Origin of the sequence: Streptomyces sp. NPDC001222, assembly GCF_042896945.1 — a bacterium.
Lineage (GTDB): Bacteria > Actinomycetota > Actinomycetes > Streptomycetales > Streptomycetaceae > Streptomyces > Streptomyces gibsoniae.
In genome coordinates, this window is record NZ_JBIAXT010000001.1 from 1 (window position 1) to 15,304 (window position 15,304).

Sequence of the window (15,304 nt, forward strand, 5' to 3'; positions counted from 1 at the left end):
CTCGCAGCGGCCTTCCCGGCCTCGGTGTCACTCGTCACGTCAGTCATCAACTGTCGCTTCCTGCTCTGGAGTTACACCACTCACCGTACAGACCCGGCCAGTACACCCAAGCCGGATAGTCCTGCCGAAGGAGTTTCGGCCCTCCGGATCGAACTTGGAGCGTCCGCCATTAGGTCACCGGATGCGGGGGCTTCGAGGGCGGTTGGGCCAGCGGTAGAGGGGCCACGCCCGGCGGATGAGGCTACGGATGGTGATGATCGCTGCGCCGAGCGCGATGAAGAACTCGACGCAGACGCGGCGACGTTCGGTGCGTCGACGGAGCTTGCCGAAGTTGTTCATCCACGAGTTCGTGCGCTCTACGACCCACCGTCCATCGGCTTGGATCGGGGTGCGGTGGCCTCGTTTGCAATCTTCGCGGTGATGCCGCGTGTGTCGAGATCGGCGTAGACCGGCCGGTAGTCGTAGCCCGCATCCAGGCTCAGCGTTGGTTGCTCGGGCAGTGGGCCCAGCGCCTTGACGAGGTCGTCGTAGTGGTCGAGGGTGGCCGGCAGCAGGGTGTGGTCGCGAATGTTGGCTGGTGCGGGCTCGGTGACCAGCGGGATGCCGTACGCCTCGCTCAGCTGTGAGCGTTTGATGCCTTGCTTGGCCCGGTCGACGGGGCTCTTGCCCGCGCATTCGCCGCCCGAGGGGGCCTTGTTCTGGCAGCCGTCGGCGCTGAGCCGTTCCAGGCCGAGGCCGACCATGCGGTCGTAGGCGGCGAGTGCGGCCAGACGCAGGGTTTCGCCCGCGCCGGCGGCTATCCACTCGTCACGGCGCCTGCGCAGGGTGGTTGCCGAGCATGTCGTGTCCGCCACTCGCTCGTACCCCATCCCGGACACCAGTACCTCGATGAGCTTGTCGAAGACCACCTCATCCGGGATCCGTTGGCGATGACCTCCCAACGGATGGGCAGGGACCCGCTGCGGCAATGACGCAAGGAACTCCTCACGGATGGGGGTGATGATCAACGAGGGCACGACAGGCACCTGTCCTCCTGCCAGCGCAGAGATCTTCCCGTCCCGAGAGTGGCGGAGCCCCACCTGGTCAGTGAGCGGGGTTCTCGGCGACCGGCATCTCCTCCGCCTCCGTCGGACGTTGCGCTGGAGCGGGGGATCGCAGCAGGGCGGCGGCGAGGAGGAGGGAGACGGCGACGAGGCACGCGCCGATACGGAAGGCGAGCTGGTAGCCGCCCGTGAGTGCCGAGGCGGTGCCGGCCCCGTCGGCCAGCAGGGCATCCGTGTGCGCGTTGGCGAGCGTGCTGAGGACCGCGAGGCCGAAGGCGGCGCCGATCTGCTGCATGGTGTTGAACATGCCGGAGGCGATCCCCGAGTCCTGGGGTGTGGCCGCTGACATCGCGAGGGTGGCCAGCGCCGGCATTGCGAGGCCGAATCCGATGCCGAGCGGCAGCAGCGCGGGCAAGACGTCCACGGCGTAGCTGCCGCCTGCCGGTACGCGGCCGAGCGCGGCGAGGCCTGCCGCGATCAGCGCGAGTCCCGGAAGGAGTATGGCCCGGGGACCGAAGCGCGCGATCAGCTTCGGCGCCAGGCCGAGAGACAGGGCGCCGATCGCGACCGAGACGGGGAAGATGCCGAGGCCGGTGTGTATCTCGTCGAAACCGAGCACCTTCTGCAGGTAGAGGACGCACAGGAACTGGAAGCTGAACATCCCCGCCACCATGAGGGCCTGGGTACCCATCGCCCCTGAGACGTTGCGTGAGCGGAACACACGCAGCGGCAGGAGCGGGTGGGGAGCCTGCGCCTGGCGGGCGACGAATGCGAGGAGCAGGGCGAGTGCCGCGGCGCCGAAACTCAGCGTGTGCGCGGACGTCCAGCCGTGGGCGGTGGTCTCGACGATCGTGTAGACGCCGAGCATCAGTGCGGAGGTGACCAGGAGTGCCCCCACGACATCGGTCCCCCTGCCGAGGCCGACGCCCTGCTCGGCTGCGAGTACGCGCCTGGCCGCCGGCACGGCCACGATGCCGATCGGTACGTTGACGAAGAAGATCCAGTGCCAGCTGATGGTCTGCGTCAGGGCGCCGCCGGCGAGGAGGCCCAGTGAGCCGCCGGCGGACTGGACGAAGCTGTAGGCGCCGATGGCCTTGGCCCGCTCCTTCGGCTGCGGGAACAGGGTCACGACCATGCCGAGAGTGACGGCGGAGGTCACCGCGCCGCCGATGCCCTGGACGAACCGGGATGCGAGCAGCATCGCTGGATCCTGGGACACACCGCACAGCAGCGAGGCAGCTGTGAAGATGCCCAGGCCGGCGATGAAGACGCGCTTGCGTCCGATGAGGTCGCCGAGCCGGCCGGCAAGCAGCAGCAGGCCGCCGAAGGGGACCAGATAGGCGTTGACCACCCAGGCCAGGCTGGATGAGGAGAAACCGAGGCTGTGCTGGATGGACGGCAGCGCCACGCTCACGATGGTTCCGTCGAGAATGACCATCAACTGCCCGGCACAGAGCACGAACAGTGCCGACCAACGAGATGTCTGTGCTGATGAGTTGGCTCTCCGCATGGGAACCCTTCCAATGGTGCACGATTTGTTACAGCCGTCATCCTCTGTAACCATGGCGTGCTGCGGAAGGAGGCACTTTCATGTCACGCAGTTACACCGATGTGTCCGACCAGGTCAGCAACGACGCGTGCCCGATCACCGAAGTCCTCGACCACGTCGCGGGCAAGTGGAGCATCGGAATCCTCGTCGCCGCCGCAGATGGACCAGTCCGGTTCACCCAGTTGGAACGCGCCATCACAGGCATCAGCCGACGCATGCTCACCTTGAACCTGCGCAAGCTGGAACGCGACGGCCTGCTCATCCGCACCGTCTACCCCACGGTGCCGCCCAAGGTGGAATACACCCTCACGCCCATGGCCCGCGAACTCCACGCGACCCTCACCGGGCTCGTCGGCTGGGCAGAACGCCACCGAACCGACATCACCAACGCCCGCGCCACGTACGACGCCGCCACCACCTCGGCTCCCGACGCCCACTCGGAACTCGGCAGCCGTTGAACAATCGCCTACTGGCGGACGCTCTTACAAGGCGGATGTCGGCGGTTCGAAACCGTCCGCGCCCACCAGTCCCAGGACATGTCAAAGGCCCAGGTCAGCGGGGGAGAACCCGGAAACCTGGGCCTTGATCTTTCTCGGCCGCTCGCAGCCGTCGTGTCACTTGAGTGCCAGACGGGCCGCGAGGGGGCTGCTCCACCCTCTCGATCTGACCGTCGACGTGGTCGGCGATCCGGTGGTCGCGGCCGTTCCCGAGGTGCTGACAGATCAGCGCCGCTCGCACGGACGAGTGGCCCATGTGATGCATCAGCTCCCGGGTGGTCGGGCGCCGAGGAAGACAAGTCCGGTTCGGCCGGAGGTCCACGGACTGCCCGGCGCGCCGGAAGCTCACGGGCCGTGACCACTCGCGCCGAAGCGGCGTAACGGGCTGGCTGTCAGTGGGACTTGCACGAGAAGCTGAGGTGGAGTTCGACGAAAATGGGGGAGTTGTTGCCACCTCCCTTTGCAGACCCGGATCCAGTGGCGCAGTTGAATACCCCGCTGCCCCCTGTGACGATGAGCGAGGTGGTTTGCTGGGAGTTGTCCGGCTGAGCAAACTGGACACCCACCTGTCCTTGCCCGTTGGACAGTCGAAAGGTGTAGATACCTTCGGTTTGCCCCGAGTTCAAGAACGACATCATGCCGGTCACGGTTCCGATCGCGGCCCCATGCTGGGACGCGTCCAGAGTCTGGATCCCCAGCGAGCTGGTCGTCCCCGGAATGGAATCCTGCTGTGCGACCTGAAGCTCGAATTTCAGGAGACAGTCCCGCTCATTCGGTCCACCTGAAATACGGCAAGGGCGATCATGATCCGGAGAACGCTGAGCGGCGACTGCGGGGGTGGCAAGAGAGGCGGCGGCTGCCGCCGCCGCGGCAGCCCAGACGACTGTCTTTCGCACTTTTGAAATCCTTCCCTGACCTTTGTGATCTGCGGGGATCGCGTGATGCGGTGTACCCGATGTCTTCCTGCCGCATCGGTCCCGGACAGAGGTTCACCCACACGCTTCAATGACGGCGCGGCAGTGCCGGGCTGAGTCCGGCGTTCGGTCGTATTCCCCGCCTCCGGCAAGGTCTGGAGCATCCTGAGCGTGCCACCGGGCCACGGATCTGAGCGGGGAGGGCCACCCCGTTCCGGGGCATCGAGCCCTGGGTGACCACGTGCCGTCTTCGACCCCGGCTCCGGACTCGACGAAGACCCGGCCACCGGAAGCGCCGCCGGGCCGCCGTGCGCTCACCTGGACCACCTCGGCCTGCTCGGGGCTCCAAAGCGGTTGACGATCGGTCAGCCCGCGCTCGGCCGTGCATCCGGACGGGGCACCAGCACTGCGGAGACCGCCGCGTGGGACGAAGCCATGACGTCGACCACGAATCGCAGGCGCCCGATGCCGAGTCGGCGCAGTGCGGGACCGTGGTCGACGGCGACGACGAGAGAGGCCGCCAGCAGGAGGAGCCGCCACAGGGCCGTCACCGGGCGGCGCATTGCGCGGGGCAGCTCCGCCGAGGAGGTGTGCAGTCGCTCGCAGCGGAACGGGACGTGGCGCTGCTCGTCGGACAGAATCCGCCCTGCCACATCCGTGGTGAGCGAGTCGTCGATGCCATCGCGCAGGGCCGGTAACAACGCAGCGCCACCACTTCCGCGATCATCAGCACCAGCAGTTCCATGCGTAGGCCCATGAGACGCCGTAGTCGTACGATGGCCACGTCGCTCCAGTGCCCGGTCGACGCCGGTACGCCACCCGCAGCCGGCAGCCGTGCAAGGAGACGGGCGTGGTTCTGCTCCTCGGCGATGAAGAGCCGGACCGCCTGCGCGTAGTCGGCGTCGCCGGCCTGGTCCGCCCTCCCTCTGACCGACGCGTGCTGTCCTGTTGATGATCTGACGGGCGCCTTCGGTTCTGCCGCTATCTGCGCAGCCTCCCCCCGGCCGGAGACACGGATCGCGATCGTGATCGACAACTTCTCCCCGTGTGAGCTCACTGCGAGTACGCGCACTCAGGCAGGGGTAAGTCCTCAAGTCGCCCAACGAGCAGAGGGCGATGCCGGGACACCATCGAGGTGTCATCACGTGGAACCGTCGCGGGCGTGAGCACGACCTCATGGCAGGGGGCAGAAAGGGGCCTCTGGTGCAGCGGTTAGGTGACGGCGACCGCGCCGTCGAAGAGGGGAGCACGGCACGATGAATCGTGGGCCACGAAAACAGTGGTTTCTCTGGGCGATAGCAATAGGAGGGCTCTTCTCGCTCATTGCCTGGTCTCCGTTCATGCTGCGTGCGATAGCGCCCTCCGGGATGGATTGGAACAGGTTGAGCGAGGTCAGCCAGGCTTATGGAGCAGTAGCCGTACTGCTCTCCGCCGCAGGCTTCCTCGGAGCGATAGTTTCAATCTGGTACCAGGCCAAACAGACCCGGATCATGCATGAAGAGGTCCGATCTTCCATGCACAAGGAGCTGATACTTCGCGCCATCGACGACGAGACCCTTATGTATTGCTGGGAGCCGCCGCCGGTGCCCAGCACCTTTACAGAGACGCGGCAACACTACTTCTGTAATCTCATATACCGAACCTGGCTTACGGATCACTTGACTGGTCGCACGAATCTGGAATCCACCCGGATCACCCTGGAGCTACATTTCGGTGGCGAAGTTGCACGACGTCACTGGAAGATTTATGGCCAGGGATGGATCGACTGGTCAAAGGCCAACGCCAATCGCCGAGAGCGGGAATTTGTGGCAGTCACTCAGAAGGCTTACGAGAAGGCAATAGCCGGAGGCCCCCCTGTCGACTCCAGTTCCTACTTTTTGCCGCCTCGCGTGTGATGCTCGCGTGCAGAAGGTGAAGTGAGTGGCTGTGCCGGGCACACCACCGGATCGGAGGCCCGGACACAGGGTCCGGGCCTTTTCTCGCGCCGATCACAACCACCAGGTCAGGATCAGACATCGGGTGGTCAACCGCGGGCGAACCCGGAGTCCTTGGCCCTGATCCTCTCCGGCCGCTCGCAGTTGTCGTGCCATGCCACCAACCGCCGATTGGCACTCGCCTCGGAGCGGTGTGTCGAGGGAGACTGTGCGTCCGATTCCGCACGTGAGGGAGTTGTGATGCAGGTTGCCGTGGTCACCTTCGACGGGTTCAACGAGCTCGACAGTTTCATCGCCTCCGCACTGATCAACCGGTGCCGCAAGGACGGTTTGGAAGCCTTCATCACGACGCCGACGCCGGTGGTCACGTCGATGAACGGCGTGGAGGTGACCGGGCAGCGCCCGATGGAGTTCATGGCCGAAGCCGAGGTCGTGTTGATCGGCAGCGGCGTGAAGACGCGAGACGTGGTCGCCGACGACGGGCTGATCTCCAGGCTGCGGCTCGACCCCTCGCGACAGCTGATCGGTGCGCAGTGCTCCGGCGCACTGGTGCTCGCCCGACTCGGGTTGCTGGACGGCATGCCGGTGTGCACGGACATGAAGAGCCGGCCCTTCGTCGAAGCCTGGGACGTCACCGTGCTGGACGCGCCGTTCCACGCGGAGGGGAACATCGCCACGGCGGGCGGTTGCCTGGCCTCCCAGTACCTCGCCACATGGGTGATCACCCGCGTGCTCGGGGAGGACGCTGTTCGCGATGTCATGGGCTACGTGGCTCCGGTCGGCGAGAACGAGGAGACGGTCGAGCGCGCCCTGCGCGCCGTCCGCACGGGCGAGGTCGCACTGCGCTGACGCCCCACGCCGAGCGTTCGCGGGGCGCGTCGCGCTACGCCTCGGCCACGACGATGTAGAATGTCACCGCCGCGAGGAACGGCCCCTGGGCCAGGTGGGCCAGCCAGCGGTCCGCTTCCTCGCGGGTGAGGTAGCCGGCCGTGGCGGCGCGTCGTGTGGTGCGTTCCAGGCCGAAGATCTTGTCGGCGACCCGGACGTCCCGGAAGACGGGGGTGACGGGGACGACCGCGGGCACCGTGAATCCCGTTTCCGTCGCCAGCCGGGGAAGCTGCCTGCCGAGGCTCGCATTTCTGATCACCACGTCGGCGACGTACCGGGTGTAGGCGCGCGACAGGGCGTCTTCGGGATGGTCGACGGACAGGGTCTCCCAGTCCGGCTCACCCATGACGAGCCGCCCGCCCGGCCGCAGGACCCGGTGGACTTCGCTCAGCGCCAGGCGAGGATCGGAGACGTGCTGCAACACACGGTCGGTGCGGGCCCGGTCGGCACAGTGGTCGGGCAGCGCCAGGTCGTGCACGTCGCCCGGCCGGACATCCACCACAGGCTGATCGGCGGTGCGTGCACGAGCCGCGTCGACCATGGCCTGGTCGTGGTCGACGCCGAGCACCGTGCCCGTCGCCGTGACTGCCGCGGCCAGGGCTTCGAGATCCGTGCCGGGCCCGCAGCCGAGGTCGAGCACCGTGTGCCCGGGACGGACATCGAGCTCGTCGAGCATGCGTTGCTTGTAGGACCGGCCGAGGTCGCTCGCGGCGAGCCGATCGAGATAGGTGACCTGGTCCGGTCCGGCCGTCTCGAACGCGGGTGAAGTCATGCGTCCCAGTCAAGCAGCAATGCCGGACGCAGGGCGGTCATGGGAGCGGGTCACGGGTGGGTTGAGGGCGATCGACTGCTCTGGGGTGCATCCACGGAGACGCGATGCGGCGCACCACCGCGCGGATGCGGCCTCAGCCCCGTTCCCTCAGCAGTCTGCGCAGTCGGTCCGGTGGTCCCGCTCCGGTCTCCGTCCGCAGTCGCCGTGCATACCGTTCGAACTCCCGGCGGGGCTGGGACGTGTTGCCCTCCTCCTGGTGGGCCGGATCAGCGCGAGCCGGCTGCTCTCGCGCAGGGGCTCCGCCCTTACGGCCCACTGCACGGATCCTTGGAGGACGGATCCCGCGACCACGACTGGAACAGGCGGAACCCGTCGCGCCGTCACCGACGCCTGGACGGCCTCCGGCGGCGGCTGGACCACCTCGTGCAGCAATTGGGTCAACGTCAGCGTCGACAGCGTGATCGATGCGACGATCAAGAAGCTCGGCCGCGTGTCCCAGGTCATCGCGATCCTCGCCTGAGCAGGTCAGGTCACCACCACCGACTACGCCAGGGGTCCGAGGTCGCCCACCAGGGTGGTCCGGGTGATCGGGGGGCGGTTCCAGAGGGCGAGGATCTCGTTGGCGAGGTTCACGACCGGCAGCGGGTGCCGGTCGCCGTGCACGTCGATGAAGGCGGCCGACAGGCTGCGCGGGACGGCTCCGGCGTCCAGCAGGACGCGCCACTCCTCCGGCGCGAGCTCCAGGAACTCCAGTCCCGGCAACTCGGCGATCTCCAGCGGGTCGGCGAGCGTACCGGGGTAGGCGCGGAGGGTCCGTAGGCGAGGCAGTCCGATGACGGGGGCGAGGCTCAGCGGCTCCTCCTCCCACACGCCGATGCTCAGCACCTCCAGTCCGGGGTGCGCGGCGGCCTGAACACTGTCCAGACTCCGGATGTTGACCCTGGCCACGGCCCGTGGCTCGGCTCCGCGGTGGCGGCGCTCTTCCTCGGGCCCGTTCACCACCAGGTCCGTGAGGGAGTCGGCCATCAGATCGGCGCCGATCGTGTCCTCATGGCTGAGGACGATGATCTGCCCCGTGTGGCCCCGCGGGCCCGGTGTCAGGTCGACCGCGATCCGGTCGCCGCCGCCGGTGTCGCCGAAGACGATCCAGCCGGGCGAGCCGACCAGCCCCTGGATCACGGCGTCGGGCGGGGTGAAGACCGCCTCCATCGCGCCGAACTGCCAAAGGGAGGGGCGGGACGACGCGTCGGCGACGGACAACTCGTCCGGGGAGAGCGGCTCGAAGCCGAACGCGTCGCCGATACGTTCCCAGCCCTCGTCGTCGTCCCGGAAGTCCTCCCACTTCGCCCGTGTCACCCCGTAGAGCACCTTGAGCTTGTCGGGCAACGTCACACCGAGGCGCGCCTCAGCGGCCGCGATCTCCTCCTCGGTCGCGGCGACGGCATCCGGGATCCGCTCCCGAAGTGTCCGTTCCAGCAACGCCAGATCGACCGAGGGAGCCGGTACCGCACCGGGCACCGGCTCGGGCAGACGGCGCCAGGGTTCGGGTACGGAGTCCTCGACCAGGACGAGCGAACCCGGGTGCACCCCGATGCCGTGCTCCACGGCGGGGCTCGGCCCGAACAGGTCGAGTGTGGTGTGCCCGCTCGGCGAGATCTCCGCGACGAACGACATGCCGTCGATGCCGGCGTCCGTGAGCGCGCCCTGCAGCAGCTGTACCGCGTCGTACTCGTCCTGGATGTCCTCCAGTTGGGCGGCCTGTCCGGGCGGGCGCATCGGTCGCGGCAGGTGCAGACTCCATGAGTGGATGCCCATCTGCCCCGTCACATGGCCACCCGGGGCGGCAAGGCTGTCCGCGTGAGCGGCGCGCAGGAGGCGCAGCACGGGCGCCCAGGTCGCGAAGTCGTCTATCGAGGGCAACGGTGGCCTCCGGTCGTTCCGGTGAACGTAGCGATGGCGATTATGGGGGGAGGCACTGACACGGCTTCGTGGGAGCACTGCCCCAGGCAGGGGGGAGGCGTCCGGCGCGGTGGCTCAGCCCAGGAACGCCCTCGTGGTCGAGACGAACCGGTCCGCGTCGTCGAGCCAGGGGAAGTGCCCGGCGCCGGGCTGAACGACCGGTCGGGCCCCCGGGAACAGTGCGGCGAACTCGGCCACGGCGCGGGGCGGGGCCGCCACATCGACCTCCCCGGCGAGCAGCAGCACGGGCGCGACGAAGCGGGCCAGTGCCGTACGGGTGGCGTCCGGGTCGAAGGCGCCGTCGGCGGCGAAGATCCTCGCGGCCTCCGGGTTCCTCTGCTCGTCCTCGGCGGCCCGGTGGGCGCGGGCGGTCGGGTCCCAACTGCCGTAGAAGAAGGGCGCGATGGCCTGCCAGGAGCCGGGGGTCCCCTGCCCGGCGGTGATCGCCTCGAGGGCCGTGTACGCGGCGGGGAACCACGGCTCGTGCCGGCGCAGTCGTGCGGTCGCGCGCCGGTCCTCTCCGCCGATCGTCACACCGACGGCCAGGACGCTCGGCGTGATCAGGGCGAGCCGGTCGACCCGTTCCGGGTGGCGGCTCACATACAGCGCCGCCAGGTTCGCGCCGGCCGAGTGCGCGAGCAGGGTCATTCGGTCGAGGCCGAGGTGCTCGCGCAGGGCCTCCACATCGTCGACGAGCCGGTCGCAGCGGAAGGTGCCGGGGTCCTTGGGCTGCGCCGACTGCCCGGTGCCCCGCAGATCCGGCATGATCAGCCGCTGGTGCGCGGAGAGGCCCCCGAGGTCGCCCAGATAGGCGCAGGCCTGCATCGGACCCCCGGGCAGGCAGACCACGGTGGGGCCGTCCCCGAGCGCACGGTGGGCGAGCTTCGTTCCGTCGTACGCGCTGAAGAATTCCATGCCGGGCAGCCTGGAGGCGGCGGCGGAGGGTGGCTACCGTTCAGCCACGGCTACACGATGGGGCGGCTGGATGGCGGTCGAGATCAGATTCACGGCGGCATCGGTCGCGCGAGTGCGGTTCGCCGTCTCACCGCTGGGCGAGACGGTGCTGGCGCTGCGGATCCTGCTGGGCACGGGCGGGCACGCGGTGCATCAGCCGTGGGTGCGCGGGGCCCGGCCGCTGCTGGCGGGCGAGCCCGAACTGCCGTTGCTGCGGGCGCTGATCGCCGGACCGCTGCCGTCGTTCCTGTTCCCGGTGCCGCGGGAGCGGATGCCGTCGACGGCGACGGAGCTGGAGCTGCTGCGGGCCACGGAGGAGGCCTTCTTCCGACGCGAGTACGGCGCGGTCCTGGGCGTACCGGAGGAGGAGGCCCCCGCCCCGGCGGCGGTGCTGCCGCGGCTCGCCGAGGCGCTCCACCGCTGCCATGAACGGCTGATCGCCCCGCACTGGCGCCGGATACGCGCTGTGCTGGAGGCCGATGTCGGCAGACGCGCGCTCACCTTGGTGGACGGCGGGGTACAGGCGCTGTTCGCCGAACTGCACCGGGACATCGCCTGGGACGACGGCCAGTTGGTGGTGCACGGGCGGCGCACCCCGCACTCGGTCCGCACGGTGGACGCCGGCGGACACGGCCTGGTCCTGCTGCCCAGTGTCTTCAACTGGCCCCATGTGGGTGTCGACAAGTCCCCGGTCACGACCGCGTCGATCCGCTATCCGGCGATCGGCGTCGGCCTGCTCTGGGAGGACCCGCCCCCGGCGCCGACCGGTCTCGCCCCGGTGCTCGGCCACACGCGGGCGGCCCTGCTCACCGCCCTGGCCGAACCCCTGACGACGACGGATCTGGCCGGCCGTCTCGGCATCACCCCGAGCGCGGTCTCGCAACATCTGGGGGCGCTGCGCGGGGCGGGCCTGGTGGCGACCCAGCGCAGGGGCCGCACCGCGCTCCATCTGCGCACGGAACGGGCGGACCACCTGGTGGGCAACCCGGCCGCCGCATCTCGCACGTCGTCGACGGGCGGATGACGGTCACGGCGTGAGGCGAGGCCACGGCCCCCTCGTGCCCGTCATTGCGGCCGGGGCCCGGCCTCGGTGTCGTGCTCGTCGGTGTGCTTCAGGCGCATGCGGGCGTCCACCTTGTTCTCGGTCGTGACCTCCGACCAGAAGCGGTGGCAGGAGACGAAGACCGCGAGTTCCCGCTCCCGGCGGCGGAGTTTTTCCACCTCCGCCTGTTCGTCCGCGGTCCAGCCCGGGGAGGCGGGGCGTTCCACCTTGCGCCAGCCGTTGTCGTCGCTGAACGCGTCCAGCGGCTCCACCGACCAGGGGAGTCGTTTCAGCAGGGCCAGGAGCTCTGCCCGGACCTGGTGCAGCTCCTCCTGTCCGGCAAGGAGGTCACTCGGGAAGTCATAGCTCGCAGGCACCCCGCAATGCTACGCCTGTTCGATTTTTCGATGCGAGCCGCTTCTCTCACTTCACTCGAACGGATGCGCGCGTTGTGGAGTCTTGACCGCCCCGTCGGTCGCCCCCTGTCCGGCGCCTTTCGACAGGAGAAACTGTTCAGGTAAAGCTGGTCAGGCTTAACTGGACAGGCTTACCTGAAGGATTTAGCGTGACGGCATGGATCAGAACCCCCAAGGTGTCTCCGAGTCCGCCGCTCGCGCGGCCCGTGATGTGCGGGTGCTGTTCAGCCGGCTGCGACGCCGGCTCCGCGAGGTCGCCGGGGACGACGGTCTGACGCCGTCCCAGGTGTCCGCGCTCACCCTGGTCGGCAAGGGCGGGGCCGCCACCGCCAGCGCCCTGGCGTCCGCCGAGGGCGTCCGTCCCCAGTCGATGGCCGCCACGCTCGCCGTCCTCGAACAGCACGGCCTCATCCGGCGCAGCCCCGACCCCGACGACGGCCGCCGCCAGCTGGTCACCCTCACCGACGCCGGGCGCGAGCGTGTCGAGGGCGACCGGCAGGCGCGGCAGGAGTGGCTGGCCCGCGCCCTGGAGGACCGCTACACGGAGGACGAGCGGCGCACCGTGCTGGAGGCGCTCTCCCTGCTGGAACGGCTCACGCAACCGTGACGTCCCACGTCGAGCGCACGGCCGCCCGGACCCGGCGGCCCGCGCCGCCCGGCTTCGACCGCCGGCTGATCGCCCCGATGATCCTGGGTTCGATACTGAACCCGATCAACTCCTCGATGATCGCCGTGGCGCTCGTCCCCATCGGCCTCGCCTTCGGGGCGCCGCCCGCCGAGACCGCCTGGCTGGTGACGGCCCTCTACCTCGCCACCGCCGTGGGACAGCCCGTGATCGGGCGGCTCGTCGACATGTACGGGCCGCGCCCGCTGTATCTGGCCGGTACGGCACTGGTGGGCGCCGCCGGGCTGATGGGCGCACTCGCGCCCTCCCTCGGCGTGCTGGTCGCCGCACGGGTGCTGCTCGGCCTCGGGACCTCGGCCGCGTACCCGGCGTCGATGCAGCTGACCCGGAGCGAGGCCGAACGCACCGGGCAGGACAGCCCGGCCCGGGTGCTGACCGCGCTCTCCGTCGCCAATCAGACCGTCGCCGTCGTGGGCCCCGCGCTCGGCGGCTTTCTGATCGGCGTGGGCGGCTGGCGCGCGATCTTCACGGTCAACGTGCCGCTGTCCGCGGCCTGTCTGGTGCTCGGCGCGCTGTGGCTGCCGAGGTGGCCCAGGGACCGCGACCGGGCGCGGCGCTCCGTCGACCTCCCCGGCATGGCGCTCTTCGCCGCCATGCTCCTGGCCCTCATGGTCTTCCTGATGAGCCCGCGGCTCGCGCACTGGTGGCTGCCGGTGAGCGCGGCCGTCGCCGCCGCCGGGTTCGCCCTGCGGGAGCTGCGGACCGCCGGTCCCTTCATCGATCTACGGGTCATCGGCGGCAATGGCCCGCTGCTCGCCACGTATCTGCGGCAGTTCCTCGGCTACACCACTTCGTACTCCTTCATGTACGGCTTCACCCAGTGGCTGGAGCAGGGCCGCGGACTGCACGCGGCCGACGCCGGTCTGGTGCTGCTGCCGCTGTCGCTGAGCGCGCTCACCGTCTCCTGGCTCACGGGGCGCCGCGAGGCGGTCCGCGCCAAGCTGCTGGTGGGCGGGGCCGTGCAGATCGTGGCCTGTGCCGGGCTGCTTCTGCTGCACTCCGGCAGCCCGGTGTGGCTGCTGCTCGCCGTCGGCGCCGTCATGGGCGTACCACAGGGCCTGATCGGGCTCGCGAACCAGAACGCCCTCTATCGGCAGGCCGCCCCCGAGCGGATCGCCTCCGCCGCCGGACTGCTGCGCACCTTCATGTACCTCGGCGCGCTGGGCGCCTCCGCCGCCGACGCGGCCTTCTTCGCCCACGGCGCCGACACGGCCGGGCTGCACGAACTGGCCCTGTTCATGGCGGCCGGATCCGTCCTGCTCCTGCTGGCCGGGCTGCTCGACCGTTCCCTGTCCACTCTCACCCCCACCTCCCGAAAGGCCTGAGCCATGGCTCTCACCACCTTCGACCCGCGCACCGCCCTGGTCGTGATCGATCTGCAGAACGGCATCGCGGGACTGCCCACGCAGCCCCACAGCGGCCCCGAGGTGGTGGCCCGCTCCGCCGAACTCGCGGACGCCTTCCGGGCCCGGGACCTCCCGGTCGTCCTGGTCCGGGTCTCCTTCGCCGCCGACGGATCCGATGTCGTGCCCGGCCGCACCGAGCAGCAGCGCGGCGCCCGCTCCTTCCCCGAGGGCTGGGACCTCGTCGTCGACGAACTGTCCGGCCACCCGGGCGACATCCAGATCACCAAGCGCAACTGGGGCGCCTTCCACGGCACCGGCCTCGACGTCCAGCTGCGCCGGCGCGGGGTCACGCAGATCGTGCTGACCGGCATCGCCACCAGCATCGGCGTCGAGTCCACGGCGCGGGCCGCCTACGAGCACGGCTACCACGTCACGCTCGTCACCGACGCGATGGCCGACGCCGACTCCGAGGCCCACCGGAGCAGCGTCGAGCGGATCTTCCCGCGCCTCGGCGAGACGGGCACGACGGCCGAGGTCCTGGAGTTGCTGGGCAAGACCCACGCCGTCTGATCCACGAAGGCGACAGGGGGCGTGGCGCGCACTCGTCGGCGCGCCACGCCCCCCGCGTTCGACGTACGACCGTGGACCACGGGCGGTCGGCGGACAGCGCTCGGCGGGCCGCGCCACACTTGACCCATGTGCCGCAGCATCAAGACCCTCCGCCCGCCCGCCATCCCCGACGACGCCACGGAGGAGGAGATCCGGGCCGCCGCGCTCCAGTTCGTGCGCAAGGTCTCCGGCTTCCGTGCCCCCGCCGCCCACAACCGTGAGGTGTTCGACCGGGCCGTGGACGCGGTCGCCGCGGCCACCGCTGAGCTGCTGGCCGGGCTGGAGGTACGGGGTCACAGCCGCGAGGCCGCGCCCGCGCCCGCGGCGGCGCACGGCGACTGAGGCGAGGGGACACCAGGCGCCGACCGCACCTCTGCCTGTCACCGCCGACTCGTCATATGGGATGACCTGGCAAGTGGAAATCGGCGTGTCTGTCCCGGTCTCAGCCTGAGCCGTCGCACGATGAGGAAGAAATCCTCCTGGGGCGCAATCCACCTGGGAGGCGTCACGGTTCTGTGAACAGGGACAGCCCCACGTAGAAAGCAGGTCAGGCATGCGCGCTGGATTCCGATTCGGTCTGTTGCCCCGCCGTGGAAGCGTGTTGACCTCCAGCCTCACGGTCCTGCCGGTCCTGTTGGCTTTCGCCGCGGCCACCCCCGCCCGGGCGGCCGCCCCCACTCACAGGGAGGCGCACCG

General features: G+C 69.5%; 15 protein-coding genes and 2 pseudogenes. 9 read left to right on the forward strand and 8 right to left on the reverse strand.

The genetic code is table 11. From position 1 onward, the window contains the following. Positions 1-174: 174 nt before the first annotated feature. Both ACFY2Z_RS00005 and ACFY2Z_RS00010 read right to left on the reverse strand, forming a co-directional pair. A pseudogene (locus ACFY2Z_RS00005) lies at positions 175-1,025 on the reverse strand (IS5 family transposase). Positions 1,026-1,083: 58 nt separating this feature from the next. Then, on the reverse strand, positions 1,084-2,481 hold the full coding sequence (locus ACFY2Z_RS00010; RefSeq protein ID WP_390741888.1) for an MFS transporter: 1,398 nt from the start codon (positions 2,479-2,481) through the stop codon (positions 1,084-1,086). Positions 2,482-2,633: 152 nt separating this feature from the next. Here ACFY2Z_RS00010 and ACFY2Z_RS00015 point away from each other — a divergent pair, with 152 nt between their 5' ends. After that, the gene (locus ACFY2Z_RS00015; protein WP_390741889.1) at positions 2,634-3,050 is read left to right on the forward strand and encodes a winged helix-turn-helix transcriptional regulator; all 417 of its coding nucleotides are present in this window, start codon (positions 2,634-2,636) and stop codon (positions 3,048-3,050) included. Between the two features lie 431 nt (positions 3,051-3,481). Here the strand turns inward: ACFY2Z_RS00015 and ACFY2Z_RS00020 are convergent, their stop codons facing one another. Both ACFY2Z_RS00020 and ACFY2Z_RS00025 read right to left on the reverse strand, forming a co-directional pair. After that, on the reverse strand, positions 3,482-3,985 hold the full coding sequence (locus tag ACFY2Z_RS00020) for a hypothetical protein (RefSeq protein ID WP_390741890.1): 504 nt from the start codon (positions 3,983-3,985) through the stop codon (positions 3,482-3,484). Between the two features lie 383 nt (positions 3,986-4,368). Further along, positions 4,369-4,988 (reverse strand): annotated as a pseudogene (locus tag ACFY2Z_RS00025) (ferritin-like domain-containing protein). A 397-nt stretch (positions 4,989-5,385) separates the two neighbouring features. Here ACFY2Z_RS00025 and ACFY2Z_RS00030 point away from each other — a divergent pair. Both ACFY2Z_RS00030 and ACFY2Z_RS00035 read left to right on the forward strand, forming a co-directional pair. Beyond that, on the forward strand, positions 5,386-5,898 hold the full coding sequence (locus ACFY2Z_RS00030) for a DUF6082 family protein (protein WP_390741891.1): 513 nt from the start codon (positions 5,386-5,388) through the stop codon (positions 5,896-5,898). Positions 5,899-6,177: 279 nt separating this feature from the next. Then, positions 6,178-6,786, forward strand: a complete 609-nt coding sequence (locus ACFY2Z_RS00035) for an AraC family transcriptional regulator (RefSeq protein ID WP_390741892.1) — start codon at positions 6,178-6,180, stop codon at positions 6,784-6,786. Positions 6,787-6,820: 34 nt separating this feature from the next. Here ACFY2Z_RS00035 and ACFY2Z_RS00040 read toward each other — a convergent pair whose 3' ends face one another. Continuing rightward, positions 6,821-7,597 carry a methyltransferase domain-containing protein gene (locus ACFY2Z_RS00040; RefSeq protein WP_390741893.1) on the reverse strand — a complete coding sequence of 259 codons (777 nt, stop codon included), beginning with the start codon at positions 7,595-7,597 and terminating at the stop codon, positions 6,821-6,823. A 256-nt stretch (positions 7,598-7,853) separates the two neighbouring features. On the opposite strand from ACFY2Z_RS00040, the gene ACFY2Z_RS00045 reads away from it, so the two are divergent. Next, positions 7,854-8,117, forward strand: a complete 264-nt coding sequence (locus ACFY2Z_RS00045; RefSeq protein ID WP_390741894.1) for a hypothetical protein — start codon at positions 7,854-7,856, stop codon at positions 8,115-8,117. Between the two features lie 23 nt (positions 8,118-8,140). On the opposite strand, the gene ACFY2Z_RS00050 is transcribed toward ACFY2Z_RS00045, so the two are convergent. Next, positions 8,141-9,517, reverse strand: coding sequence for an SMI1/KNR4 family protein (locus tag ACFY2Z_RS00050; RefSeq protein WP_390741895.1), 1,377 nt, complete (start codon positions 9,515-9,517; stop codon positions 8,141-8,143). A 114-nt stretch (positions 9,518-9,631) separates the two neighbouring features. Next, a complete protein-coding gene (locus ACFY2Z_RS00055; protein ID WP_390741896.1) occupies positions 9,632-10,471 on the reverse strand; it encodes an alpha/beta fold hydrolase in 840 nt (279 codons plus the stop codon). A 70-nt stretch (positions 10,472-10,541) separates the two neighbouring features. Here ACFY2Z_RS00055 and ACFY2Z_RS00060 point away from each other — a divergent pair, with 70 nt between their 5' ends. Then, positions 10,542-11,534 (forward strand): DUF5937 family protein, encoded by a 993-nt coding sequence (locus ACFY2Z_RS00060; protein ID WP_390741897.1) that lies wholly within the window; start codon positions 10,542-10,544, stop codon positions 11,532-11,534. Between the two features lie 41 nt (positions 11,535-11,575). Here ACFY2Z_RS00060 and ACFY2Z_RS00065 read toward each other — a convergent pair whose 3' ends face one another. After that, complete coding sequence (locus ACFY2Z_RS00065; protein ID WP_390741898.1) at positions 11,576-11,929, reverse strand: hypothetical protein; 354 nt, start codon at positions 11,927-11,929, stop codon at positions 11,576-11,578. A gap of 196 nt (positions 11,930-12,125) precedes the next feature. Here ACFY2Z_RS00065 and ACFY2Z_RS00070 point away from each other — a divergent pair, with 196 nt between their 5' ends. The 4 genes from ACFY2Z_RS00070 to ACFY2Z_RS00085 all read left to right on the forward strand — a co-directional run bounded on the left by ACFY2Z_RS00070 (position 12,126) and on the right by ACFY2Z_RS00085 (position 14,950). Then, entirely contained in the window at positions 12,126-12,575 is a 450-nt protein-coding gene (locus tag ACFY2Z_RS00070) for a MarR family winged helix-turn-helix transcriptional regulator (RefSeq protein ID WP_390741899.1), read from the forward strand. Beyond that, on the forward strand, positions 12,572-13,978 hold the full coding sequence (locus tag ACFY2Z_RS00075) for an MFS transporter (protein ID WP_390741900.1): 1,407 nt from the start codon (positions 12,572-12,574) through the stop codon (positions 13,976-13,978). Before ACFY2Z_RS00070 ends, ACFY2Z_RS00075 begins: the two co-directional genes overlap by 4 nt. 3 nt (positions 13,979-13,981) lie before the next feature. Further along, a complete protein-coding gene (locus tag ACFY2Z_RS00080) occupies positions 13,982-14,569 on the forward strand; it encodes a hydrolase (RefSeq protein ID WP_390741901.1) in 588 nt (195 codons plus the stop codon). 126 nt (positions 14,570-14,695) lie between these two features. Next, positions 14,696-14,950 carry a DUF2277 domain-containing protein gene (locus ACFY2Z_RS00085; RefSeq protein WP_390741902.1) on the forward strand — a complete coding sequence of 85 codons (255 nt, stop codon included), beginning with the start codon at positions 14,696-14,698 and terminating at the stop codon, positions 14,948-14,950. Positions 14,951-15,304: the final 354 nt, after the last annotated feature.